Annotated in this window: 19 protein-coding genes and 1 pseudogene; 6 read left to right on the top strand and 14 right to left on the bottom strand. The window is 56.2% G+C overall.

Translation table 11 applies throughout. The features are described 5' to 3' along the window. The first annotated feature begins 171 nt into the window (after nt 1-171). Complete coding sequence (gene glpD / locus B3511_RS00985) at nt 172-1,680, top strand: glycerol-3-phosphate dehydrogenase (RefSeq protein ID WP_046886775.1); 1,509 nt, start codon at nt 172-174, stop codon at nt 1,678-1,680. Nucleotides 1,681-1,761: 81 nt separating this feature from the next. Here glpD and glgP read toward each other — a convergent pair whose 3' ends face one another. The 6 genes from glgP to asd all read right to left on the bottom strand — a co-directional run bounded on the left by glgP (nt 1,762) and on the right by asd (nt 12,485). Next, on the bottom strand, nt 1,762-4,209 hold the full coding sequence (gene glgP, locus B3511_RS00980) for a glycogen phosphorylase (protein ID WP_040078265.1): 2,448 nt from the start codon (nt 4,207-4,209) through the stop codon (nt 1,762-1,764). A gap of 19 nt (nt 4,210-4,228) precedes the next feature. Beyond that, a complete protein-coding gene (gene glgA / locus B3511_RS00975; protein WP_046886776.1) occupies nt 4,229-5,662 on the bottom strand; it encodes a glycogen synthase GlgA in 1,434 nt (477 codons plus the stop codon). After that, nucleotides 5,662-6,957, bottom strand: a complete 1,296-nt coding sequence (gene glgC / locus B3511_RS00970; protein ID WP_040078263.1) for a glucose-1-phosphate adenylyltransferase — start codon at nt 6,955-6,957, stop codon at nt 5,662-5,664. The genes glgA and glgC overlap by 1 nt, the downstream gene beginning before the upstream one ends. 17 nt (nt 6,958-6,974) lie before the next feature. Beyond that, nucleotides 6,975-8,948: a glycogen debranching protein GlgX gene (glgX, locus tag B3511_RS00965; RefSeq protein ID WP_286758435.1), complete on the bottom strand. Its 1,974-nt coding sequence runs from the start codon at nt 8,946-8,948 to the stop codon at nt 6,975-6,977. After that, on the bottom strand, nt 8,945-11,131 hold the full coding sequence (gene glgB, locus B3511_RS00960; protein ID WP_040078260.1) for a 1,4-alpha-glucan branching enzyme: 2,187 nt from the start codon (nt 11,129-11,131) through the stop codon (nt 8,945-8,947). Before glgB ends, glgX begins: the two co-directional genes overlap by 4 nt. 250 nt (nt 11,132-11,381) lie before the next feature. Continuing rightward, nucleotides 11,382-12,485 (bottom strand): aspartate-semialdehyde dehydrogenase, encoded by a 1,104-nt coding sequence (gene asd, locus B3511_RS00955; RefSeq protein WP_233802596.1) that lies wholly within the window; start codon nt 12,483-12,485, stop codon nt 11,382-11,384. A 178-nt stretch (nt 12,486-12,663) separates the two neighbouring features. Between asd and yhgN the strand changes: the two genes are divergently transcribed. Further along, a complete protein-coding gene (yhgN, locus tag B3511_RS00950; protein WP_015960802.1) occupies nt 12,664-13,257 on the top strand; it encodes an NAAT family transporter YhgN in 594 nt (197 codons plus the stop codon). A 573-nt stretch (nt 13,258-13,830) separates the two neighbouring features. Next, nucleotides 13,831-14,085 (top strand): annotated as a pseudogene (locus B3511_RS00945) (hypothetical protein); the annotation flags it as partial. A gap of 232 nt (nt 14,086-14,317) precedes the next feature. Here B3511_RS00945 and gntU read toward each other — a convergent pair. The 5 genes from gntU to B3511_RS00920 all read right to left on the bottom strand — a co-directional run bounded on the left by gntU (nt 14,318) and on the right by B3511_RS00920 (nt 19,258). After that, nucleotides 14,318-15,658, bottom strand: coding sequence for a gluconate transporter (gntU, locus tag B3511_RS00940; protein WP_286758433.1), 1,341 nt, complete (start codon nt 15,656-15,658; stop codon nt 14,318-14,320). A gap of 3 nt (nt 15,659-15,661) precedes the next feature. Beyond that, nucleotides 15,662-16,189, bottom strand: coding sequence for a gluconokinase (gntK, locus tag B3511_RS00935; protein ID WP_040078255.1), 528 nt, complete (start codon nt 16,187-16,189; stop codon nt 15,662-15,664). A gap of 126 nt (nt 16,190-16,315) precedes the next feature. After that, the gene (gene gntR / locus B3511_RS00930; RefSeq protein ID WP_040078254.1) at nt 16,316-17,311 is read right to left on the bottom strand and encodes a gluconate operon transcriptional repressor GntR; all 996 of its coding nucleotides are present in this window, start codon (nt 17,309-17,311) and stop codon (nt 16,316-16,318) included. A 90-nt stretch (nt 17,312-17,401) separates the two neighbouring features. Next, nucleotides 17,402-18,097, bottom strand: coding sequence for a pirin family protein (locus tag B3511_RS00925; protein ID WP_040078253.1), 696 nt, complete (start codon nt 18,095-18,097; stop codon nt 17,402-17,404). Nucleotides 18,098-18,220: 123 nt separating this feature from the next. Continuing rightward, complete coding sequence (locus B3511_RS00920) at nt 18,221-19,258, bottom strand: oxidoreductase (RefSeq protein WP_286767816.1); 1,038 nt, start codon at nt 19,256-19,258, stop codon at nt 18,221-18,223. Between the two features lie 228 nt (nt 19,259-19,486). Here B3511_RS00920 and B3511_RS00915 point away from each other — a divergent pair, with 228 nt between their 5' ends. Both B3511_RS00915 and yhhY read left to right on the top strand, forming a co-directional pair. Further along, the gene (locus tag B3511_RS00915) at nt 19,487-20,158 is read left to right on the top strand and encodes a bactofilin family protein (protein WP_040078251.1); all 672 of its coding nucleotides are present in this window, start codon (nt 19,487-19,489) and stop codon (nt 20,156-20,158) included. A 186-nt stretch (nt 20,159-20,344) separates the two neighbouring features. Further along, the gene (gene yhhY, locus B3511_RS00910) at nt 20,345-20,833 is read left to right on the top strand and encodes an N-acetyltransferase (protein ID WP_046886781.1); all 489 of its coding nucleotides are present in this window, start codon (nt 20,345-20,347) and stop codon (nt 20,831-20,833) included. Between the two features lie 140 nt (nt 20,834-20,973). On the opposite strand, the gene ggt is transcribed toward yhhY, so the two are convergent. Beyond that, nucleotides 20,974-22,719: a gamma-glutamyltransferase gene (gene ggt / locus B3511_RS00905; RefSeq protein ID WP_212478399.1), complete on the bottom strand. Its 1,746-nt coding sequence runs from the start codon at nt 22,717-22,719 to the stop codon at nt 20,974-20,976. Nucleotides 22,720-22,841: 122 nt separating this feature from the next. On the opposite strand from ggt, the gene B3511_RS00900 reads away from it, so the two are divergent. Then, nucleotides 22,842-23,219 carry a DUF2756 family protein gene (locus tag B3511_RS00900; RefSeq protein ID WP_040078248.1) on the top strand — a complete coding sequence of 126 codons (378 nt, stop codon included), beginning with the start codon at nt 22,842-22,844 and terminating at the stop codon, nt 23,217-23,219. On the opposite strand, the gene ugpQ is transcribed toward B3511_RS00900, so the two are convergent. Beyond that, nucleotides 23,206-23,949: a glycerophosphodiester phosphodiesterase gene (ugpQ, locus tag B3511_RS00895; RefSeq protein ID WP_286758432.1), complete on the bottom strand. Its 744-nt coding sequence runs from the start codon at nt 23,947-23,949 to the stop codon at nt 23,206-23,208. The genes B3511_RS00900 and ugpQ overlap by 14 nt on opposite strands. Then, nucleotides 23,946-25,016, bottom strand: a complete 1,071-nt coding sequence (locus B3511_RS00890) for a sn-glycerol-3-phosphate import ATP-binding protein UgpC (protein ID WP_286758431.1) — start codon at nt 25,014-25,016, stop codon at nt 23,946-23,948. The genes ugpQ and B3511_RS00890 overlap by 4 nt, the downstream gene beginning before the upstream one ends. Nucleotide 25,017: the final 1 nt, after the last annotated feature.

Raw genomic sequence — 25,017 nt, 5'->3', positions numbered from 1 at the left:
TAAGGACCCCACTATTTTACCTTCTAGTGTACGTCCTGGCGGCGGGTAAACGCCATTATGTTAGCTGTATCACTCTAAATTGTTTTTTTAATGTTACCAAAGGCGCGTTCCTTTGCTATTATGAGCGATATCGAACATTTTTGAACGTAAGCGAAAGTGCGTGAGGATACGATGGAAACCAAAGATCTGATTGTGATAGGTGGCGGCATCAACGGTGCCGGGATTGCGGCCGATGCCGCTGGCCGTGGTCTGTCGGTATTAATGCTGGAAGCGCAGGATCTCGCTTGCGCAACCTCCTCCGCCAGCTCCAAGTTGATTCACGGCGGCCTGCGCTACCTTGAACACTACGAGTTTCGCCTTGTGAGCGAAGCGCTGGCTGAGCGCGAAGTGTTACTGAAAATGGCCCCTCATCTCGCCATCCCGATGCGCTTCCGCCTGCCTCACCGCCCGCACTTGCGCCCGGCGTGGATGATTCGTATCGGTCTCTTTATGTACGATCATCTGGGTAAACGCACCAGTCTGCCCGGCTCTACCGGTGTGCGTTTTGGCGCAGAATCGGTCCTTAAGCCAGAAATCGTGCGCGGATTCGAATATTCAGACTGCTGGGTCGATGATGCCCGTCTGGTGCTCGCAAACGCGCAAATGGTGGTTCGCAAAAATGGTGAGGTGAAAACCCGCACCCGCGCGACCTCCGCACGCCGCGAGAATGGTCTGTGGATTGTTGAAGCAGAAGATATCGATACCGGCGAGAAGTTCAGCTGGCAAGCGCGCGGGCTGGTTAATGCGACCGGTCCATGGGTGAAACAGTTCTTTGACGACGGCATGAAGCTGCCTTCGCCGTACGGTATTCGCCTTATCAAGGGCAGCCATATCGTCGTGCCTCGCGTGCATACCCAGAAGCAGGCTTATATTCTGCAGAACGAAGACAAGCGCATCGTGTTTGTGATCCCGTGGATGGATGAGTTCTCCATTATTGGTACCACCGACGTGGAGTACAAAGGCGACGCCAAAAATGTCGAAATCGACGAGAGCGAAATCAGCTACTTGTTGAAGGTGTATAACGCGCACTTCAAAAAGCAGCTGGGTCGCGAAGATGTGGTCTGGACTTACTCCGGCGTGCGTCCGCTGTGCGATGACGAATCCGATTCGCCGCAGGCCATCACCCGTGATTACACGCTGGATATTCACGATCAAGACGGTAAGGCGCCGCTGCTCTCCGTGTTTGGCGGTAAGCTCACCACCTACCGTAAGCTGGCGGAACACGCGCTGGAGAAATTGACTCCGTATTACACCGGCATTGGCCCGGCATGGACCAAAGGCGCTACCCTGCCGGGGGGGGATATCGACGGAAACCGGGATGACTACGCGGCAAAACTGCGTCGCCGTTATCCGTTTATCAGCGAATCGCTGGCCCGCCACTATGCCCGTACTTATGGCAGCAACAGCGTCCAGCTCCTCGGCGATGCCAAAGAGATAGCCGATTTGGGCGAGCACTTCGGACATGAGTTTTACGAAGCGGAGCTGCGCTACCTGGTTGAGCACGAGTGGGTGCGCCGTGTAGAGGATGCGCTGTGGCGTCGTACGAAAGAGGGGATGTGGCTGGATGCCGAACAGCAATCGCGCGTGGCGCAGTGGCTGGTCAGAAACGCCCCAAAGCGTGAATTATCGCTTGCGTCCTGATGGGACAGAGCGGGCTGATGCCCTCACCCATTGGGTGAGGGTGAAAAAATGAAAACGGCAACCGATGTTGCCGTTTTGCTTTTACAACCTTACCGGGTCGATATGCCATATAGTCTCGGCATACTCTTTAATCGTCCTGTCTGAAGAGAAATACCCCATATTGGCGATATTGTGCATCGCTTTGGTGGTCCACTCTTCGGGACGGCGATAAAGCTCGTCAACCTTATCCTGACAATCCACATAGCTCCGGTAGTCGGCCAGTACCTGATAGTGGTCACCAAAGTTAATCAGCGAATCCACCAGGTCGCGGTAGCGGCCAGGCTCGTCCGGATTAAAGACCCCGGTGGCGATTTGCGTCAGCACCTGACGAAGCTCTTCATCCTGCTCGTAGTAGTCACGCGGTGAATAGCCCTTCGCCCTTAACGCCTCAACTTCTTCGGTGGTATTGCCGAAGATAAAGATATTCTCTTCACCCACGTGCTCCAGCATCTCGACGTTGGCCCCATCCAGCGTGCCGATAGTCAGCGCACCGTTAAGGGCAAATTTCATGTTACTGGTGCCGGACGCTTCCGTCCCTGCAGTGGAGATCTGCTCAGAGAGATCCGCCGCCGGAATGATCAACTGCGCCAGGCTCACGCTGTAGTTAGGAATGAAGACCACCTTCAGCTTATCGCCAATCTGCGGATCGTTGTTGATCACTTTCGCTACATCGTTGATCAGGTGAATGATGTGCTTCGCCATGTAGTAGGCCGAGGCCGCTTTACCGGCAAAGATGTTGACCCTCGGCACCCAGTTGGCGTCCGGATCGGCCTTGATGCGGTTGTAACGGGTGATCACGTGCAGCACGTTCATGAGCTGGCGTTTGTACTCGTGGATACGTTTAATCTGCACATCGTAGAGCGCTTTCGGGTTCGCGACCACGTTCAGATGCAGCGCCATCCATACCGACAGCCGTTTTTTATTCAGCAATTTGGCGTCACGCACCGCTTTGTTCACGGTCGGGAAGTCGGCATGCTGCTCCAGCTCGCTAAGCTGGCTCAGATCGGTACGCCAGTTGCGGCCAATGTTCGCATCCAGCACCTCAGAGAGCGGCTTATTGGCCAGCGCCAGCCAGCGACGCGGGGTAACACCGTTGGTGACGTTACAGAAACGCATCGGGAAGATTTTGGCAAAATCAGCAAACAGCGACTGCACCATCAGGTTGGAGTGCAGTTCCGACACACCGTTGACCTTATGGCTAATCACCACCGCCAGCCATGCCATACGCACGCGACGGCCATTAGACTCATCGATAATAGAGGTGCGGCTCAGCAGCCCGGTGTCGTTCGGGTACTGTTCCTGAAGCGTTTTCAGGAAGTAGTCATTGATCTCGAAGATAATTTGCAGATGGCGCGGCAGAATTTTGCCCAGCATGTCCACCGGCCAGGTTTCCAGCGCTTCGCTCATCAGCGTGTGGTTGGTGTAGGAGAAGACCTGACAGGTCACCTCAAAGGCATCGTTCCAGCTGAACTTATGTTCGTCGATCAGCAGGCGCATCAGCTCCGGAATCGAGAGTACCGGGTGGGTGTCATTAAGGTGGATGGCGGTCTTCTCCGCCAGATTGTTATAGGTTTTATGCAGCTGGTAGTGGCGGTTCAGAATGTCCTGCACCGTCGCCGACACCAGGAAGTACTCCTGACGCAGGCGCAGCTCACGGCCCGAATAGGTGGAGTCGTCCGGGTAGAGCACGCGTGACACATTCTCCGAGTGGTTTTTATCTTCCACCGCGGCAAAGTAGTCGCCCTGGTTAAATTTACCCAGGTTGATTTCACTACTGGCCTGCGCGTTCCACAGGCGTAGGGTGTTGGTGGCATCGGTGTCGTAACCCGGGATAATCTGGTCATAGGCGACGGCAAGGATCTCTTCGGTTTCAACCCAGCGGGACTTTTTCCCTTCCAGCTGAACGCGGCCGCCGAAGCGCACTTTATAGCGGGTATTGTGGCGCTTGAACTCCCAGGGGTTACCGTATTCGAGCCAATAGTCCGGCGACTCTTTCTGCCGCCCGTCGACGATGTTCTGCTTGAACATGCCGTAATCATAGCGAATACCGTAGCCGCGCCCCGGCAACGCAAGAGTCGCCAGCGAGTCGAGGAAACAGGCCGCCAGGCGCCCCAGCCCCCCGTTGCCGAGACCCGGGTCGTTCTCTTCGTCGATCAACTCTTCTAAATCTAACCCCATCTCTTCCAGCGCGTTTTTTACATCGTCATAAATCCCTAGCGACAACAAGGCGTTGGAGAGGGTGCGGCCAATCAAAAACTCCATCGACAGGTAGTAAACCTGACGTGTCTCTTGCGACAGCTGGGCGCGGTTGGATCGCAGCCAGCGTTCTACCAGGCGGTCGCGCACCGCGAACAAGGTGGCGTTGAGCCACTCGTGTTTATTGGCGATGACCGGATCTTTCCCAATGGTGAACATCAGCTTATAGGCAATGGAGTGCTTTAAAGCCTCTACGCTGAGGGTGGGTGATGCATAAGAAAAAGGTGCATTCATATCTATGATTCCAGCGTTGTTATATCAAGCGTTGATAAAGATCGCGGTAAGACTGCGCCGCAACTTGCCAGCTAAAATCCATCGCCATCGCCTGACGCTGCACAAAACGCCAGAGAGAAGGACGAGACCACAACACGAAAGCACGGCGGATCGCACGCAACAGCGACCAGGCATTACTGTCTTCAAACGCAAAACCGGTGGCGATGCCGTCCGCCAGGTTCTCCAGCGAGGTGTCGGATACCGTATCCGCCAGCCCCCCGGTGCGACGCACCAGCGGCAAGGTGCCGTATTTCAGACCATACAGCTGAGTCAGGCCGCAGGGCTCGAAACGACTCGGCACCAGAATCACGTCCGCACCGCCCATAATGCGATGCGAGAAGGCTTCGTGATAACCAATCTGAACCCCTACCTGCCCCGGATGCTCTGCCGCAGCGGCCAGGAAGCCCTCCTGCAACACCGGATCGCCCGCCCCCAGTAGCGCCAGTTGCCCGCCTTGCTCCAGCAGGCCTGGCAAGGCTTCCAGCACCAGATCCAACCCTTTCTGGCTGGTCAGACGGCTGACGACCGCGAACAGCGGGACTTTGTCGTTAACCTTCAGCCCCATTGCTATCTGCAGCTGGCGCTTGTTTTCGGCCTTATCTTCAACCGAATCCCGGTTGTAGCGCGAGGCCAGCAGCAGGTCTGTTTCCGGACTCCAGATCTTCTCATCCACGCCGTTAAGAATGCCCGATAAGCGCCCTTCACGGTGGCGCTGGGTCAGCAATCCTTCCATACCGTAGCCAAACTGCGCTTCGGTAATTTCCCGCGCGTAGGTCGGACTCACCGCCGTAATGTGATCGGCGTAATAGAGGCCGGCCTTCAGGAAAGAGATCTGGCCGTTGAACTCCAGCCCGTGCATGTTAAAGAATGACCATGGCAGTTCGATGTCATCCATGTGCTGCGCATAAAACATGCCCTGATAAGCCAGGTTGTGTACCGTAAACACCGACTTTGCCGGACGCCCTCGCGCCGCCAGATAGGCAGGCGCTAGCCCGGCATGCCAGTCGTGCGCATGAACCACATCCGGGTGCCAGAAAGGATCCAGGCCGCAGGCCATTTCACAGCCTACCCAACCCAGCAGCGCAAAACGCAGCACGTTGTCGGTATAGGCAAATAAGTTAGTGTCGTGATACGGGCTTCCAGGTCGGTCATACAGGTGTGGCGCATCAATCAGATAGATACCCACGCCGTTGTAATGCCCGAACAGCAGTGTGATACGCCCGGCAAACGTCTCCCGGCGGCTCACCACCTGTGCATCAGGTATGCCGCGACGGATGTCTGGAAAAGCGGGCAGCAGCACGCGCGTATCAACACCACCGGCAATTTGCGCAGCCGGTAAAGCACCAATAACATCCGCCAGCCCGCCCGTTTTCAATAATGGGAACATCTCCGAACATACATGTAAGACCTGCATTATCGCTCCTGTTTGACCTGCAGTTTGCGCAGCATTTCACGCGTAACCAATACAATGCCTTCTTCTGAGCGGTAGAAACGACGCGCGTCCTCTTCCGCGTTCTCACCAATCACCATCCCTTCCGGAATGACGCAGGCACGGTCTATAACACAGCGGCGCAAACGGCATGAGCGCCCTACCCACACATCCGGCAGCAGTACCGCCGAATCGATATTACAGAATGAGTTCACCCGTACTCGCGGGAAGAGAACGGACTGCACCACCACGGAGCCGGAAATAATACAGCCGCCAGAAACCAGCGAGTTCAGCGTCATACCGTGGCTACCGGAACGGTCCTGCACAAACTTCGCGGGCGGCAGCGACTCCATATGGGTGCGGATCGGCCAGTTCTGGTCGTACATATCCAGCTCCGGCGTAACGGAGGCCAGATCCAGGTTCGCCTTCCAGTAGGCTTCCAGCGTTCCCACATCGCGCCAGTAAGGCTCTGAGGCCGGATCGGACTGAACGCAGGAGAGCGGGAAAGGATGTGCATAGGCCATGCCAGATTTCGTGACCTTCGGAATAATGTCCTTCCCAAAGTCATGGCTGGACTGCTCGTCATTGTCGTCCTCTTCCAGCAGCTGGTAGAGGTAGTCGGCGTCAAAGACGTAGATGCCCATACTGGCCAGGGAACGATCGGGGTTACCGGGCATGGCGGGCGGATTGGCAGGTTTCTCGACAAAATCGATCACTTTGTCGTGTTCATCCACGGCCATAACGCCAAAGGCGGTTGCCTCGGCAATGGGCACCGGCAAGCACGCCACGGTGCAACGTGCACCCTTTTCAACGTGATCGATGAGCATGCGCGAGTAGTCTTGCTTGTAGATGTGGTCCCCGGCGAGGATCACCACATACTCCGCATCGTAGCGACGAATGATATCCAGGTTCTGGGTGACCGCATCCGCTGTACCGCGGTACCAGTTTTCACCATGCACACGTTGCTGGGCAGGCAACAGATCGACAAACTCGTTCATCTCCTCACTGAAGAACGACCAGCCGCGCTGAATATGTTGCACCAGCGTGTGGGACTGGTACTGAGTGATCACGCCAATACGGCGAATACCTGAGTTAAGGCAGTTTGAAAGTGCAAAGTCGATAATACGGAACTTGCCGCCAAAGTGGACGGCGGGTTTGGCACGCGTGATTGTTAAATCTTTTAAACGGGTACCGCGACCACCAGCAAGAATCAGGGCTACAGATTTTAATGGCAGTTGACGCGCTAGCATTAATGGATCGTTCTTATCTAACCTAACCATGACTAACTCCTTTTTTATCATTTCTGGAATACGCACACTCCGTGCGCAGGCCCATGCCAGACGGCCATCACCACCGGGTTGTCCTCACCGGCAAAGGGGGGAATAGCTCGCCACTCCCCATCAGGTAAAACCATTTCTGCTACTTCAGTGGTCGCGTTTAGCGTAATCAGCCATCGCTCTGAAAGCAGGATCTGCAGACGTGGAACGCCCCACTGCCACTCTTGCGCACTTAAAGGTTGCGCTTTGCTATTGAGCCAACGAACGTTGCCGTCACCCTCTTCCCACCACCGATCGGCCGTGAGTGCCGGGATTTGCTGGCGCAGGTGAATCAGCGCAGCAGCGAAGTTGGTTAGCCCGGTATTTGCCTCGTCCCAGGCAAGCCAGGTGAGTTCGTTATCCTGGCAATATGCATTGTTGTTGCCATGCTGGCTGTGGCCGTGTTCATCTCCGGCCAGCAGCATCGGTGTACCTTGCGAAAGCAGTAGCGTGGTCAGTAGCGCATGCACGCTGGCCCGCCGACGCTCAATCACATCCTGACTGCCCCCTAAACCTTCTATACCATGATTAAAGCTATGGTTATTGTTGGTTCCGTCGCGATTCTCTTCGCCGTTGGCCTCGTTATGTTTTTGGTCATAACAGACGCAATCACGCAGGGTAAAACCGTCATGCGCCGTGACCAGGTTGATCGAGGCCGACGGCAACCGCCCGCTGCGTTTAAACAGATCGCTGGAGGCGGCAAATCGTCCGGCTACGTCACCGAGCGACAGGTTACGCGTGAGCCAGAACCGGCGGGCTGCATCGCGAAAGTGGTCATTCCACTCGGCAAAGGGGGGCGGGAAATTTCCCACCTGATAACCCCCTTCACCAATGTCCCATGGCTCGGCTATCAGCTTGACGCGAGAGAGCAGCGGACAATTTTTTATAGCCTCAAACAACGGCGCCTGCTGGCTAAACGTCGGCGTGCGTCCGATAACGGAGGCTAAATCAAAACGAAAACCGTCCACATGGAAGGTCTCGACCCAGTATTTCAGGCACGCATACGCATACTGCATGACTGCCGGGTGGCTAAGATTCAGCGTGTTACCGCATCCGGTCCAGTTGTGATAATCGCCATCCTCTCTGATCCAATAATAGCTACGGTTATCAATTCCGCGCAGGGAGAACGTCGGTCCCTCATAATCCAGCTCCGCGCTGTGGTTCAATACCACGTCGAGGATGACCTCGATTCCCGCCGCATGTAGCGCTTTAACCGCATCGCGAAACTCATCCCGGGCTTGATCGGGATGCGCAGCATAGCGCGGGCTGAGGGCAAACATTGCCATGGGGTTGTAGCCCCAGTAGTTGCTTAACCCCAGCCGTTGCAGACGCGGCTCGTAGGCGTAATGGGCGACAGGCAACAGTTCCAGCGCCGTAATGCCCAGATGTTTGAAATAGCGAATCATGGCCGGATGGCCGAGCGCTTTATAGGTGCCGCGCATCTCCGCCGGAATGGCCGGATGTTTGAAGGTAAGCCCTTTGACGTGGGCTTCATAAATGACCGTCTTGCCCCAGGGCGTCGCGGGAGGTGAATCGTCTTCCCAGTCGTAACGGTCGGCGATCACTACCCCTTTGGGCGCGGCGGGCGCACTGTCGCGGCTATCGGGTTGATCCAGACCGCCGCACAGCAGACCGGTATCCCGCAGCTCGCCCTCCACCTGAAGGGCATAAGGGTCGAGCAACAGTTTCGCCGGGTTAAAGCGGTGTCCGTTAGCCGGATCCCAGGGGCCATGCACCCGATAGCCATAACGCAGACCCGGTTTGACGCCGTCGAGGTAGCCGTGCCAGACCTCACCGGTACGGCCAGGGAGATCGAATCGTTGCTCATTCCCGTGGGGATCAAACACGCAGAGTTCGACCCGCTCCGCATGAGCGGAGAAAAGGGTAAAATTTACCCCCTTACCGTCAAAGCTTGCGCCGAGCGGTTCGGCCTGGCCTGCGCTGAGCTGGGTCATTCACCCTCCCTGACCAGCCAGATGGTAGACAATGGCGGCAGCGTCACGCTGAGGGAGTGAGAACGACCGTGGCTTTCGTGCTCATCGCTTTGCACCAGCCCACCGTTTCCGGCATTGCTGCCGTGGTAGTGCACAGAGTCGGTGTTGAGTATTTCACGCCACTTGCCCGGCTGGTTGATGCCAAACCGATAATTATGGCGCGGCACCGGGGTGAAGTTACTGGCAACGATAATCTCATTCCCGGCTTTATCACGACGCACAAAGACGAAGATTGAGCGCTCGTGATCGTCCACCACCAGCCACTCGAAGCCGTAGGTGTCGAAATCCAGTTCATGCAGTGCTTTGTGGTAACGGTAGGTCAGGTTAAGGTCGCGCACGAGGCGCTGTACGCCGTGGTGCCAGTTGTCGCCCCCTTCCAGCAGATGCCAGTCAAGGCTGGCGTCGTGGTTCCACTCTCGTCCCTGGGCGAATTCATTCCCCATGAACAGCAGCTTTTTACCCGGGAAGGCGAACATCCAGCCGTAGTAGGCGCGCAGATTGGCGAACTTCTGCCACGCATCGCCCGGCATCCGATCAAGGATCGATTTTTTGCCATGCACGACTTCATCGTGTGAGAGCGGCAGAACGAAGTTCTCGGTGCCGTTATAGAGCATGCCAAAGGTGAGTTTGTCGTGGTGATACTGACGATGCACCGGATCCAGCTTCATATAATCCAGCGTGTCGTGCATCCAGCCAAGGTTCCACTTATACCAGAAGCCCAGCCCCCCCATTGACGGTGGACGAGAGACGCCTGGGAAATCGGTAGACTCCTCGGCCATGGTTACCGCGCCAGGTACCTGCTCGCCGAGAATACGGTTCGTGCTGCGCAGGAAGTCTATGGCCTCCAGGTTTTCGCGCCCGCCGAACTCATTCGGGATCCACTCTCCCTCTTTACGGCTATAGTCGCGATAGATCATGGATGCCACCGCATCCACGCGCAGAGCGTCGATGCCAAAGCGTTCAATCCAGTAAAGAGCGTTACCCACCAGATAGTTGGTCACTTCACGACGGCCATAGTTGTAAATCAGGGTATTCCAGTCCTGATGATAACCTTCGCGCGGATCGCTGTGCTCATACAGGTTGGTGCCGTCGAACTCAGAGAGACTAAAGTCATCCGACGGGAAGTGGCCTGGCACCCAGTCCAGAATCACGTTCAGACCGGCCGCATGCGCGGCGTCGATGAAGTAGCGGAAGTCGTCACGGGTCCCGAAGCGGCGGGTCGGGGCATAGAGTCCAGTGGGCTGATAGCCCCAGCTTCCATCGAAGGGGTGTTCGTTAATCGGGAGCAGTTCCAGATGGGTAAAGCCCATCCACTTCGCATAGGGGACCAGTTGGTCAGCCAGCTCACGATAGCTCAGCCAAAAATTGTTGTCCGTATGACGGCGCCAGGAGCCGAGATGCACTTCATAAATGGAAATGGGCTGATCGAACTGGTTGGCCTTGACGCGCGCTTCGCTCATGGCGATCTTCTCTGGCAGGCCGCAGATCATCGAGGCCGTATCCGGACGCATCTGCGCCTCAAAGGCATAGGGATCCGCTTTAATGCGCAGCTGTCCGTGGGCATCGACCAGCTCAAATTTATACAGTTGTCCGGTGTGCGCGCCGGGGATAAACAGCTCCCAAATACCGGTTTCACGGCGCAGGCGCATCGGGTGGCGGCGGCCATCCCAGTAGTTGAACTGACCCACGACCGAAACACGACGCGCATTAGGCGCCCAGACGCTGAATCGGGTACCGGTGATGCCGTCCATCGTATCGGCATGGGCACCCAGGGTTTCATAAGGACGCAGGTGCGTACCTTCAGAGAGGAGCCAGGCATCCATCTCCTGCAGAAGCGGGCCGAAGCTGTAAGGATCGTCAATCAGGTTTTGCTGACCATGCCAGAGTACGGCAAGCTGGTAGCGGAAGGGATTTTTACGGCGGGGCATAATGCCCGAGAAGAAACCACGTGAGTCAAGGCACTCCAGTTTGCCCACTTTGCGGCCCGTTTTGGGTTCGATGACCCAGACTTCCGTCGCGTCAGGTAACAGCGCGCGGACTTCCAGTCCGGCCTCTGTACGGTGCATGCCAAGTACAGAAAAGGGGTCCGCAAAATGACCCGTAATAAGCGCATTAATCACGTCTCTATCAATACGAACGGACATGGTGTTCATCCTGTTTTTTTTGTTGTCGGCCCTGGCGTGCTAAGGGTTCGACCTTATTGTGACCTGAATGGAACAGCACATTGTGCATCCTCTCTGTTCCACCCATCCTCCAGGCTGGATGCCACGCATCCAACTTAAAGCATAGCCAACGCTTTATATGACTCCCGATAAATAATGACTCATCTGCGTTTTACTCCGTGTATTACGCAAAAAAAGGGGTGTCTAAGCACCCCTGAGATTTAACAAATTATTACGCCAGCTGGCGAAGCATCCTGCGAAGCGGCTCGGCGGCCCCCCACAGCAGTTGGTCGCCAACGGTGAAGGCAGAGAGATACTCCGGCCCCATATTGAGTTTACGCAGGCGCCCTACCGGGGTAGAGAGCGTGCCGGTGACCGCCGCCGGGGTCAGTTCGCGCATCGTGATGTCGCGATCGTTTGGCACAACTTTTGCCCACGGATTGTGCGCAGCCAGCAGCTCTTCCACGGTCGGAATAGACACATCTTTTTTCAGTTTAAGGGTGAATGCCTGGCTGTGGCAGCGCAGCGCGCCAACGCGCACGCAGAGGCCATCGACCGGGATCGCGGAAGCGGTATTGAGAATTTTGTTGGTCTCAGCCTGGCCTTTCCACTCTTCACGGCTCTGGCCGTTGTCGAGCTGTTTGTCGATCCACGGAATCAGGCTACCCGCCAGCGGTACGCCGAAGTTATCAACCGGCAGCTCGCCACTGCGGGAGAGCTGAGTCACTTTACGTTCGATATCCAGAATGGCCGATGCCGGATTCGCCAGCTCGTCTGCCACGTGATGATGTAGCTGGCCCATCTGCGCCAGCAGTTCACGCATGTGACGCGCCCCGCCGCCGGAGGCTGCCTGATAAGTTGCCACGGAAACCCACTCCACCAGGTCCTGTGCGAACAGGCCGCCCAGCGACATCAGCATCAGGCTAACGGTGCAGTTCCCGCCAACAAAGGTTTTCACCCCTTTGTTCAGGCCGTCGGTGATAACATCCTGGTTGACCGGGTCGAGAATGATGATGGCGTCATCTTTCATGCGCAGTGAAGAGGCTGCATCAATCCAGTAGCCCTGCCAGCCGCTTTCACGCAGCTTTGGATAGATTTCGTTGGTATAATCGCCGCCCTGGCAGGTGACTATAATGTCGAGTGCCTTCAGCGCTTCCAGATCGAAAGCATCCTGCAACGTACCAGTGCTACCGCCGAAAGAAGGCGCAGCCTGGCCGAGCTGGGAAGTTGAGAAGAAGACCGGGCGGATGGCGTCAAAGTCGCGCTCTTCAACCATGCGTTGCATGAGTACAGAGCCGACCATACCGCGCCAGCCGATGAAACCAACGTTTTTCATAGCGTATTTTTCCTGCAGAGGTGTGTGCTGAGTGTGCCGAACCAGATTCCAACTGGCTCCAGCCTTCACATTACAAAATGCAGCCAAAGTCGCAAGCGAAATTAATCGATGATTGCGCTGCAATCAGTAATACCACTTATTACGATAATAACCATAGGGATTCAGGGGATAAATAATAATGACTGAAATAATTTCCGCGGCGGTTCTTTTAATCCTGATTATGGACCCCCTGGGGAACTTGCCCATCTTTATGTCGGTGCTGAAACACACCGAGCCGAAGCGCCGGCGGGCGATCATGATCCGCGAGCTGCTCATCGCGCTGCTGGTGATGTTTATCTTCCTGTTTGCCGGGGAAAAGATCCTCGCCTTCCTTAACTTGCGCGCCGAGACCGTCTCTATTTCCGGCGGAATTATTCTGTTCCTGATTGCTATCAAGATGATTTTCCCGAGCGCGGAAGGCAGCAGCAGTGGTCTGCCTGCCGGTGAGGAGCCATTTATCGTACCGCTGGCCATCCCGCTGGTGGCCGGCCCGACCATTCTGGCCACGCTGATGCTGCTGTCGCATCAATACCCAAATCAGATGAGCCACCTGGTGATTGCCCTGCTGATTGCCTGGGGCGGCACCTTTATTATTCTGCTGCAGTCGTCGCTGTTTTTGCGTCTGCTGGGCGAGAAAGGGGTAAATGCTCTGGAGCGCCTGATGGGGTTGATCCTGGTAATGATGGCAACCCAGATGTTCCTCGACGGGATCCGGGCGTGGATGAAGGGCTAGAATGTGTGCTCCCTCTCCCTGTGGGAGAGGGCTTGGGTGAGGGCACCAGACCGCACTGTTGCCCCCTCTCCCTCTGGGAGAGGGCTGGTGTGAGGGCACCAGACCGCACTATTGCCCCCTCTCCCTCTGGGAGAGGGCTGGGGTGAGGGCAACAGACCGCACTATTGCTCCTTCTCCCTCTGGGAGAGGGCTGGGGTGAGGGCTACAGACCGCACTATTGCCCCCTCTCCCAGAGGGAGAGGGCTGGGGTGAGGGCAACAGACCGCACCATCAAAAATAATCCTGCGTTTTGCGAGCCGCCTTCCAGAGCCTCTCTTGCCACCCGTTCAGCAAAGCAGTATCGTCTCGCCACGCCTGCAAAATCAGGCGTCAGGGTTGGTCCCCTGTTATCCTCATCCGTGATAAATAACGTTTTTATCGCGTGGCCAGTTACACCTCAATGGTGGGCTGGACGGTGGCGCCATAAGGCGCGCCGGTAGCTGATGAGGCCGGTAGGACCAACGCCGTTCAGTCCGCCACCAGTGAGGTTGGTCCCTCTTTTGGCGGCCCATTCAACTCATCAGAGGCTGTCTTATGACTACTACCCCAGGCTTTTCTCACGCTTTATTCACAACTGCGTTCGATCACACCACCGATTTCACCGACCTGGCAGACAACTGCGAGCGATTCGTAGATGTGCTGGTTGAGTGTGAAGACCCGGCACAAAAGATGGCGCTGTGTGGGCGGCTCGCAGCCTGCCTTACTCTGCTCCAGCCCATGCTGCTTGATCCTGTGCCGGAACATTTGAAAGCAAGTCTGACGGTGGATGACCTGCCGCTGGAGGCGCCGCGCTGGCTGCGCACGGAGAACGGTGCCGTACTGCTGTAGAAGCTTGCGCTACCGGGGCTGCGGTTTTTTTGGGGGGGTTCGGGTCGGGTATGGCGAAGCTGCCGCCTGACAAAATAGCACCTCTGCGGCCTGATGCCCTCACCCCGGCCCTCTCCCACAGGGAGAGGGGGAAAACCAGAGTCAGCCCGGCGGTTGGATACCCTCTCCCACAGGGAGAGGGGGAAAACAAGGGTCAGCTCAGCAGTGAAAACGCAATCATCCCGACAATCGCGCCTGTGGTGCCGAGAATCGTCTCCATCAGCGTCCAGGTCTTCAGGGTTTGCGCTTCGGTGGCGCCGGTAAATTTACCGAACAGCCAGAAGCCGGCATCATTCACGTGTGAAACCACAATTGACCCACCCGCGATACAGATAGAGAGCGCCGCCATCTGCGCACCGGAGTAGTTCAGCTGTTCAATCACCGGCATCACCAGCCCCACGGCGGTTAAACACGCCACGGTAGCAGAGCCCTGAATGATACGTACCGCTGCCGCCAGCACGAAGCAGGTCACCGCAATCGGCAGCCCCATGCCGGTTAACGCCTCACCGAGCGCGGGGCCGACGCCGGAATCCACCAGTACCTGCTTGAACACCCCACCGGCACCGATCACCAGCAGGATAATCCCCGCAGGTTGCAGCGCCGCGCCGCAGATCCCCATCACCCTGTCTTTCGGCATGCCCTGACGCATCGCCAGGCCGTAAATTGCCACCAGACACGCTACCAGGATCGCCGTGAACGGGTGGCCGATAAACTCGAACCACTCGTAGGCGGTAGAGCCTTCCGGCACGAAACGTGCGGCGATGGTCTTCAGGCCCACCAGCACCAGCGGCAGCAGTATCAGCGCCAGGCTGAAGCCGAAGGAGGGCATTTTGCCTTCGCCCAGGTGCGGCTCGGTGATGTCGTCAGGAATATGAAGTTCAACGTAGCGGCTAATGAAGTTGCCCCACAGCGGGCCAGCAATAATCATTCCCGGGATAGCGGCGCAGAGGCCAATCAGGATCATCCAGCCAAAGTCAGCGTGCATCTGCGAGGCCAACAGCATCGGCGCGGGCCCAGGCAGCAGGAATGCCGCCGCTGCCGCCACCCCCGCAAACAGCGGAATGACCAGCTTCACAAGATTGGTACCGGTATGGCGCGCCATGGAGAATGCCACGCTTATCAGCAGCACAACGGCCACTTCAAAGAACAGCGGCAGGGCGCAAATCAGACCGGCCAGGCCAATGGCATAATGTGCGCGGCTATGGCCGAACGATTTCAGCATCTTGACGGCAATCTGATCGACCGCGCCCGTTTCATGCAGAATCTTGCCAAACATCGCGCCCAGTGCGACCACTATCGCCAGAAAGCCCAGCGTGCCGCCCATCCCTTTTTCCATTGTCGCTGCGATCTTGTCGAGCGGCATACCGGAAAAGAGACCTGCACCAATAGACACCACCATCAATGCCACGAAAGCGTGCATACGCGCTTTCATGACCAAAAACAGCAGCAGCAAAACGGAGCCCACTGCTGTCAAAACAAGCGTTAAAGTACTCAAAACTTACTGCCTTTTATTAATAACCTCGATGGTGCTTGCTACCACACCGTCCAGCGGCTGATCGATATCAACCACTAATACATCTTGCTCGTCCGCACCCGGCTCTTGCAGAGCTTCAAACTGGGTGACCAGCATCTGGGTTTTGAAGAAGTGACCTTTACGCGCCTTCAGACGGCTTTCAATCACCGCAAAATCGCCCTTCAGATAGATGAAAGAGAGATTCGGGTTACCGTCACGCAACAGGTCGCGGTAGGTTTTTTTCAGCGCAGAGCAGACAATCAGCGACACTTTATTGGTGCGCTGCATGGCAAAGGCGGCGTCATTCAGCGCCTGCAGCCAGGGCTTACGATCGTCGTCGTTCAGCGGCTCGCCGGCGGCCATTTTCGTGATATTGCTGCGCGGATGGAGGAAGTCACCATCAAGAAACGCAGCATGGAGTTGATGCGCCACTTCGCTGGCCACCGCAGATTTACCGCTACCGGAAACGCCCATCAGGACGTATACGTGGTGATCGTGGTTAGTCGTGCTCAAAGGGAGTCCCTCGGTCAATTGTTACGGGTAACTGTTATCGGTAACATTGTCCTGCCGGGGCTATGGAGAAGCAATATCCAAAGGTGCGAGAAATGAATAAGTGTGAGCTACTTCAAATTTGTCACACTAAATGGATCCACCCGGTGACAAGGTGAAACCTAAATCTAACATTTTCGGCGTCACCGCTTCCCCACGAATACGCGCCAGCAGACGTTCTGCACCGATGCGGCCCATACGCTCGCGCGGTGTTAGCACGCTCGCCAGACGCGGCTCCATCACCTGGCCGATGTCGTGGCCGTGGAAACCGGCAATGGCCATATCTTGCGGAATTTTTAACCCCAGGCGCTGGCATTCGAAGGCCGCGCCAACCGCAAGGTCATCGTTCGTGCAGAAGATACCGTCGAGCTGCGGATACTCGCGACGTGCCTGACGCATCAGTTCAATACCGGACGTGTATGAGGATGATTGTTCCACCATCACGCTGTAGGGCGTTAAACCGGCATCGAGCATCGCCTGCTCATATCCCTTCTGTTTGATGATAGTACGTTCATCCAGACGTGCGCCAAGATAGGCGACATGACGATGACCACGGGCAATAATGGCTGCGGTCATCTGCCGGGCCGCTTCAAAGTTATCGAAGCCAACGGCAATATCGAGACACGGCGACTGGCTGTCCATCAGCTCCACCACCGGGATACCCGCCACTTCAATCATTTTAAGGGTACGCGGAGTGTGAGTACGTTCCGTTAAAATCAGGCCGTCGATGTTCCAGGAAAGCATGGATTCAAGACGCTCTTCTTCCAGTTCCGGTTTATACCCATAGTGCGCAAGCATGGTCTGATAACCAAAGGCATCCGTCACGCTTTCAATACCGCGTAAGACTTCGGCAAACACCTGGTTAGTTAAGGAAGGTAACAGGACACCCACCGCGCGGCTGGTGGCATTCGACAGAATATCGGGTGCGCGATTGGGGATATAGCCCAGTTCATCCAGAGCAGCGGCAATCTTGCCACGCAACGCCACGGAAACCTGTTCCGGGTTACGTAAAAAGCGGCTGACCGTCATTTTGGTCACACCGACGCGATCGGCGACATCCTGAAGTACGGGGCGTTTCTTTTTCATCGTCCTGAGAAATCGGTAGGGAAAGATTCCTTCAGTTTATCACGGACAAAGCTCAACCTTCCCCGTTTAAAGGGAAGGTTGAGTAATTATTTATACCGGTGGCAGATCGAACAGCAAGATTTCACTTTCGCTGTCGGCATGCACAGAGAGTGCCTGCTCATCCCAGATAGCCAGGCCATCGGCCGTGGTCGCTTTGGTGCCGTTGATAGACACTTCGCCTTTCACCACCTGGATCCAGACGCGGCGGTTAGCAGCAATCTGATGAACAGACTGTTCGTCTTTCGCCAGCGCCCAGCGGTACAGCTCCATATCCTGATGCACTTTCAAAGACCCGTCACGCGCATCCGGAGAGAGCACCAGCTGTTTGCCCTGCTCTGCATCAAAGCGGCGCTGTTCATAGCGTGGCGTGATGCCGGTTGTTTCTGGAATGATCCAGATTTGATACAGGTGCAGTTTGTCTGTTTTGCTCGGGTTGTACTCCGAGTGACGCACGCCGGTACCCGCGCTCATAATCTGGAACTCACCTGCCGGAACCTGCTCTTTGTTGCCCATGCTGTCCTGATGCTCTACCGCCCCTTCCAGCACATAGGTCAGGATCTCCATGTCTTTATGCGGGTGGGTACCGAAGCCCTGGCCTGCATCAATCACGTCATCGTTAATCACCCGCAGTGCCGAGAAGCCCATAAAGTTCGGGTCATAATAATCGGCAAACGAGAAGGTGTGCCATGAGTCCAGCCAGCCATGATTTGCGTGACCACGTTCGTTAGCTTTGCGTAAGAAGATCATCTGTTTTTACCCCAGTTCGTTTCGATGGAGTAAGTGTGGACGCAATCGACCTGGGATCATAGAGGGTGAAAATTGACTCCTCTGTTCAAAATCATTGAACAAGAACAAAGGAGCCAGAACTGCTTATTTGGCGAGGGTTACCGTGGAGGGTGATGCCTGCTCGAAGGCCCGTTCCAGGATTTCAAGATTGGTGAGAACTTCAGTTTCCTTGACGTAATTCGGCACGCCATTGCTGAGGGTGTCATACAGCGCATCGTAGACCCGACCGTAGTCCCCGATTTCCGGCGCAAGCGTCTCTTTTACCGTCTCGCCCGCCTCGTTGACATACTCCAGCACCCCTACGGAGTCATCCGCCGCAAAGCCCGCTTCGCCCGGCATGATATTGGCCTTCAGGCTGGTCTCCTGTTGGTCGATGCCGTATTTGATAAACGAGCCCCGGGTGCCGTGCACGATAAATTTCGGGTAGTCGATTTTCACCAGATGGCTGGTTTTGACGATGGCTTTCAGGTCACCGTAGAACAGCTGAGCCTCGAAGGTGTCATCCGGGTTGGCTTTGTTGCGCAGGCTGCGGATGTCATAGGCCACATGATCCGGGCGGCCAAACAGGGAGATGATCTGGTCCATGGTGTGTACGCCCAGACCGTAAAACGAGCCGTCCTGCGGCAGGCCAGGTTTGGTCTCTACGATCGGGCGGTAGTAATCGAAGTGGCTTTCAATTTCGACAATGTCACCCAGCTTGCCGCTCTCAATCGCCTTCTTCGCGGTCAGGAAGCAGCTGTCGAAGCGGCGGTTCTGATACGGCGTGACGGTCAGCCCTTTGCTGTTTGCCAGCGCGAACAGCTCTTTTGCTTCCGCAATGGTCGGGGTGAAGGGTTTTTCCACCAGCACGTTTTTACCCGCTTCCAGCGCACGCTTCGCGTAATCAAAGTGGCTATCCGCATGGGTGCAGACAATCACCAGTTTGACCTGCGGATCCGTTAGCACTTCATCGAGATCGCTGGTGAAGTGGATATGAGAATATTGCGGGGCCTGCTCTTCGGGCTTTGCGCTGCGGCGAAAGATATGGGCGACATGCCAACTCTCTTTCCGGTTAAGAACGTAAGGCAGATGATACCGGGTGGTGCTTTTACCAAAGCCAATAAAGGCGCAATGTAATGTCATCATGTTGTCCTGATTCAGAAAACTGCTTTAACCATAGCGCAACCCGCGGGTGAATTTAATCAGACCGCTTCACCCTTTCACGATCCCATGCGCTTAAACGCGTTAACAGAGCGGCTAATAGCAGGCTTTGTCCATTCCTAAAATGCAGGCAACAGCTTGACCTGGAGAGATCGAATCCCGATAAATACTAGCCAAAACCACATGGTCGCTAAGGGAGTAGCTACGCATATGGCTGGCAATTATTTCGCGTTAAATATCGCGCTGGTTTTCTGGTTTCTCACACTGATTTGCTGGACCTTATCAGCCACCCTGCCGGCGCAGATATTCGGCGCGCTCTCCTTACTCCACTTCACTATCCACGCTTTTTCTAATCAGGTTAATCGTATGTTTAAGAAGAAAAAATCCGAAGAGATCGAACAGCCCGTTATCTCCCGTCCCGCCCCCGTTGAAGTTCGTGAAAAAGAGCCGACCGCGACGGAGAAACAGGCCACCACGGTTATCGCCAGCGACGTCTGCTTTGAGGGAAATATCGTGGCCGGCGGCCACGTCTATATTCACGGCACGCTGAAAGGCAATGTTGATGCTAAAGAGAACCTGATCAAGGTGATGCGTGGCGGCGTGATTGAAGGGAATATTAGCTGCCGTGAGCTGATCATTGACGGCAGCGTAAACGGCCAGTGCACCTGCGACATCGTGGATATTTGCGAGAATGGTCATGTCACCGGCACCCTCACCTACCGCACGCTGGCGGTGAAAAAAGGCGGTACTTTCTCTGGCCAGGCGGAAGTGATGCCCCTGAAGATTGAGAAGACCAACGTGGTGGGATTGACGCCAGAGGTGGCTGAAAACGCGGTTGAGGCAAAATCGCAGGCAAAAAAAAGCCAGCACGCGGCTGGCTAAAGTAATACTGGAAGCAATGTGAGCAATGTCGTGCTTTCAGGTTCCCGTAGTGGTCTTCCTGAATGCAGAGCAATAATAATCATTCTCATTCGCACTTGTCCAATACTTTTTGCAAAAAAGGTGGGTTGACTCAAATTTTAAAGTCACTGATGTTAAAGAGGACATTAACCTACAGAGGAAGAAGGAATGAGTGAGATAGTGATACGCCACATTGAAGCCAGCGATGCCGCCGCATTACGCGAGATCATGACGCATCCGGAGGTGTATCAAGATACGCTACAACTTCCTCACCCCTCTCTGGAGATGTGGCAAGAACGCGTGGCCGCCAGGCCGGGCAGGCGCCATCTCGTCGCCTGTCTGGAAGAGCGCGTGGTGGGGCATATGGCACTGGATGTAATGGAAAATCCACGCCGTAGTCATGTTGCAACCTTCGGCATCAGCGTCGCCGCGGATATGCAGGGACGGGGTGTAGGTCGCCGTCTGATGAGCGAGATGGTTAACCTGTGTGATAACTGGTTACGCATTGAACGTATTGAACTGACGGTGTTTGCCGATAATCCCGCCGCCGTCGCGCTCTATAAAAGTTTCGGTTTTGAAATTGAAGGGACCGGCAAGAAATTTGCCCTGCGCAACGGCGAGTATGTGGATGCCTATTATATGGCGCGGATGAAGTAAGCCTCCCCCCTCACCCCGGCCCTCTCCCCAAAGGGGCGAGGGGGAAAAGACCGCACCGGGCAAATACTCTCCCTATAGGTGCAGACCGCACCGGGCAATCCCCTCTCCCTTAGGGAGAGGGTTAGGGTGAGGGGAAAACATCAATATCCCGCCGTCAAATCATCTACCGAACGCGGATCCGATGCCCCATACAACTCGCCGTCCGGCCCGACCATGATGCTCTGAGTGCTACCCATCGCCTCTTTCACCACCACTTTCTGCCCGCGCTGCTCCAGCAGTTTCAGGGTATCCGGGCTAAAGCCCTTCTCCACGCGCAGCTCGTCCGGTAGCCACTGGTGATGGAAACGCGGGGCGTTGGTCGCTTCGGCAACGTTCATCCCGAAATCGATACTGTTAACCACCATCTGCAGCACGGTGGTAATAATGCGGCTGCCGCCAGGGCTGCCGGTCACCAGCCAGGTCTTACCGTCTTTTACCACGATCGTCGGTGACATAGAGGAGAGCGGGCGTTTCTTCGGCCCCACCGCATTCGCATCACCGCCCACCAGACCATAGACGTTCGGCACGCCAGGTTTGGCCGAGAAGTCATCCATCTCGTTATTCAGCAGAATACCGCTGTTGCCCGCTACGATGCCGGTGCCGAAGGTGGTGTTGAGCGTGTAGGTCACCGCCACCGCATTGCCCTCTTTATCCACCACCGAGAAATGGGTGGTCTGGTTACTTTCATAAGGGGCGAGCTTGCCGGGACGGATCTGGCTCGAAGGTTTAGCCTTATTGATATCGATCTGCTCCGCAATGGATTTGGCATAGGCTTTACTGGTTAGCGCCTGCCACGGCACCTTCACAAAATCGGGGTCGCCGAGATACTCCGAACGGTCAGCGTAGGCGTATTTCTCCGCCTCGGCCATTACCTGCATCGCATCCGCGCTGCCGAAGCCAAATTTGTGCATGTCGAAACTTTCGAGAATGTTGAGGATCTGCACGATATGGATCCCCCCGGACGAAGGCGGCGGCATTGAGAACACCTGATAGCCGCGATAATCGCCGCTGACCGGCTCGCGCTCAACGGCTTTGTACTCCGCTAAATCCGCTTTGGTGATAAGTCCGTTATGCTTCTGCATCTCGTCGGCAATCTGGTCGGCAATGGCCCCTTTGTAGAAGGCGTCCGGGCCGTTTTCCGCAATCAACTCCAGACTTTTAGCGAGATTCGTCTGCACCAGCTTGTCGCCCTTTTTCAGCGGCTCGCCCTCTTTCCAGAAAATGGCCTTGCTGTTTTCATGATTCGGAATCACTTCACTGCCGTAGGTTTTGAGATCGTCCGCCAGGGCGTCATTCACCACAAAGCCATCACGCGCGAGCTTAATGGCAGGCTGTACCACTTTGTTTAGCGGCAAGGTGCCATATTTTTCCAGCGCCAGCGAAAAGCCCGCGACGGTGCCTGGCGTGCCGGTAGCAAGGTGTGAAGTGAGCGATTTTTTACTGTCCGGATTGCCCTGATCGTCCAGGAACATATCGCGCGTGGCCTGAGACGGCGCCATTTCACGGAAGTCGATGGCGGTCGTTTTCCCGTCTTTGGTGCGCAGCATCATAAAGCCGCCGCCCCCCAGATTCCCCGCCTGCGGGTGGGTCACCGCCAGCGCATAGCCCACGGCGACGGCCGCATCCACGGCGTTACCGCCCTGCTTCAGGATATCGACCCCCACCTGCGTTGCCAGCGCGTCTACCGAGGCGACCATCCCCTGCTTCGCGCGCACCGGATGGAAGACATCCTCCTCTACGCCGTAAGAGACGGGAGGCGCCGCGGGGGGATTGGCTGCCACGCTAAAGGTGCCGCCTGCCATCAGGGCAGCAATGGCTACCCAGCGTAAAAACGTTGGTTTTATCATTGTTGTTCTCCAGGTGAAGGGACCCATATTCCCGTTTAAGCCTGGTTCACAACTCCTAAAAAATCATCGTAGTGACGGAATAGAGGTAAACTTAGAGGAGACCTCAGAAGGGGGAAATCACAATGAAACGACTTCTTTTACTGACGACGTTATTGCCTTTTGCCGTGCTGGCACAGCCGATTAATACGCTGAATAACCCTAATCAGCCGGGTTATCAGAATCCGAGCCAGCAACGGATGCAGACCCAGATGATGAACCAACAGCAGCAACAGAAAGGGATGCTGAATCAGCAGTTGCAGACGCAGACGCGCATTCAGCAACAGCAGCTGCAAACGCAGATGAATAACAATACGCAGAGGATCCAGCAAAGCCAGCCGGGTGTGCAGACGTTACCCAACACCAGCGGCGGCATGCTCAACAGCACCACCAGTCAGAGCGGCATGCAGCAACAGCATATGTTGCCGCAGCAGCAGAATGGCACCCTGCTTAACCAGCCGTAAAGTTCGGGCCTATCTGGTCAATGGCATCGGTGCAGATGCAATCCACTCCCCAGCGCAGCAGCTCGGCTGCACGCTGGGGTTTGTTGACGGTATACACCAGGATATGCAGCCCCGCCTCTTTCAACGCCTTAACCCGTGCTTCATCCAACAGCTTGTGGTTTAAGTGAATCGACACGCATTGCAGGCGGGTCGTTAACGCGCGCCAGTCTTCACTCCATTCATCCAGCAGCACTCCGCGCGGCAGTTCCGGAACGGCGGCCTGGGCCGCCTCGAGCGCGTCAATATCAAACGACGATAGCAGCGGTGCGGTCATCCCTTCCCACAGTTGACGTGCGGCGAGGGCAATCACTTTCCCCGTGAGCGGCCCGGTGCCGGTCGTGGGTTTGATCTCAATATTGGCCATCATCCCGTGTTGACGACAACGGTCCGCCACCTCCGCTAACAGCGGCAGCGGTTCGCCTTTGAATTCACCGCTGTACCAGCTTCCGGCATCCACTTTCAGCAGGTCACGCCACGGCAACTCCCCTGCTACGCCCCAGCCGTTGCTGGTGCGCTCCAGGTTATCGTCGTGCAGCAGAAAGATTTCACCATCTTTTGACAGCTTGGCGTCAAACTCGATCATCGTATGGCCGAAACGCGCGCCGGTGTCGATAGCCGCCAGGGTGTTTTCTGGAGCCAGTTTACCGCCGCCACGGTGGGCGACGATGTGGGGATAAGGCCAGTTACTCATAGTCGTTGTCCTGTTTCACCATCAAAGAGATGCAGGTGATTTTCCGGCAGATGCAGCCATAGCGTGCTGCCTGCTTTAGGGCGTTCCTGATGGGCCAGACGCACCACCAGCTTTTGCTCGCCCCACCGTCCGTGCGCCAGGTTGTCTGCCCCCAGCATCTCGAGCGTGTCCATCACCAGCGGCACGCCCCCGTCCGCCTGAGAGGTTAAACCGATATGTTCCGGGCGGATACCGAGCGTCATTTTACGCCCGGCGTAACCACGATAGTACCAGTTGATGGGCAATGCCATCCCGCTTTCCAGTTCAAAGTGGGTGCCCGCGCTGCTGATACGCCCTTCCAGCAGGTTCATCGCCGGGCTGCCGATAAAGCTCGCCACAAAGCGGGTGGCCGGCTTCTCGTACACTTCCACTGGCGTGCCAATCTGCTCGGCAATCCCTTTGTTCATTACCATGACCCGCTGGGCGAGGGTCATGGCCTCCACCTGATCGTGGGTCACGTATAACGAGGTAGTTTTCAGCCGGCGATGCAGTTGCTGTAGCTCGAGACGCATCTGCACACGCAGCTTGGCGTCAAGGTTAGAGAGGGGCTCATCGAACAGGAACACCGCTGGATCGCGCACGATGGCGCGTCCCATCGCTACGCGCTGACGCTGGCCGCCGGAGAGTTCACGCGGGCGACGCTTTAGCAGGCCGCCCAGCTCCAGAATGCGCGCCGCCTCTTTAACGCGCTCCTCAATATGGCCTTTGCCCATGCCGCGGATTTTCAGCCCCCAGGCCATGTTCTCTTCCACGCTCATGTGCGGATAGAGGGCGTAGTTCTGAAACACCATCGCAATGCCGCGATCTTTTGGCTCCATCTCGGTGACGCGCTGGCGGTCGATCCAGATATCCCCGGAGGTCACGCGCTCCAGCCCCGCCACCATCCGCAGCAGCGTCGATTTGCCGCAGCCGGACGGGCCGACCATGACGATAAACTCGCCGTCCGCTACGTCGAGCGTGAGCGGCTGAATGACCTGGGTTTTGCCATCCCAGCTTTTGGTTACTGCCTGAAGTTTTAAACCTGCCATG

The organism is Leclercia sp. UBA1284, from assembly GCF_002308415.1.
In the GTDB taxonomy this organism is placed as follows: Bacteria; Pseudomonadota; Gammaproteobacteria; order Enterobacterales; family Enterobacteriaceae; genus Enterobacter; species Enterobacter pneumoniae.
This window is presented reverse-complemented; position numbering and strand designations above follow the sequence as displayed.

Coding starts and splice junctions, on each gene's coding strand:
- ugpQ (WP_286758432.1), bottom strand. CDS start 23,949: ATGAGTAACTGGCCTTATCCCCACATCGTCGCCCACCGTGGCGGCGGT.
- B3511_RS00890 (WP_286758431.1), bottom strand. CDS start 25,016: ATGGCAGGTTTAAAACTTCAGGCAGTAACCAAAAGCTGGGATGGCAAA.
- ggt (WP_212478399.1), bottom strand. CDS start 22,719: ATGATAAAACCAACGTTTTTACGCTGGGTAGCCATTGCTGCCCTGATG.
- B3511_RS00920 (WP_286767816.1), bottom strand. CDS start 19,258: ATGACATTACATTGCGCCTTTATTGGCTTTGGTAAAAGCACCACCCGG.
- glgB (WP_040078260.1), bottom strand. CDS start 11,131: ATGTCCGTTCGTATTGATAGAGACGTGATTAATGCGCTTATTACGGGT.
- asd (WP_233802596.1), bottom strand. CDS start 12,485: ATGAAAAACGTTGGTTTCATCGGCTGGCGCGGTATGGTCGGCTCTGTA.
- yhgN (WP_015960802.1), top strand. CDS start 12,664: ATGACTGAAATAATTTCCGCGGCGGTTCTTTTAATCCTGATTATGGAC.
- gntR (WP_040078254.1), bottom strand. CDS start 17,311: ATGAAAAAGAAACGCCCCGTACTTCAGGATGTCGCCGATCGCGTCGGT.
- glgA (WP_046886776.1), bottom strand. CDS start 5,662: ATGCAGGTCTTACATGTATGTTCGGAGATGTTCCCATTATTGAAAACG.
- B3511_RS00925 (WP_040078253.1), bottom strand. CDS start 18,097: ATGATCTTCTTACGCAAAGCTAACGAACGTGGTCACGCAAATCATGGC.
- B3511_RS00900 (WP_040078248.1), top strand. CDS start 22,842: ATGAAACGACTTCTTTTACTGACGACGTTATTGCCTTTTGCCGTGCTG.
- glgC (WP_040078263.1), bottom strand. CDS start 6,957: ATGGTTAGGTTAGATAAGAACGATCCATTAATGCTAGCGCGTCAACTG.
- glgX (WP_286758435.1), bottom strand. CDS start 8,948: ATGACCCAGCTCAGCGCAGGCCAGGCCGAACCGCTCGGCGCAAGCTTT.
- glgP (WP_040078265.1), bottom strand. CDS start 4,209: ATGAATGCACCTTTTTCTTATGCATCACCCACCCTCAGCGTAGAGGCT.
- glpD (WP_046886775.1), top strand. CDS start 172: ATGGAAACCAAAGATCTGATTGTGATAGGTGGCGGCATCAACGGTGCC.
- yhhY (WP_046886781.1), top strand. CDS start 20,345: ATGAGTGAGATAGTGATACGCCACATTGAAGCCAGCGATGCCGCCGCA.
- B3511_RS00915 (WP_040078251.1), top strand. CDS start 19,487: ATGGCTGGCAATTATTTCGCGTTAAATATCGCGCTGGTTTTCTGGTTT.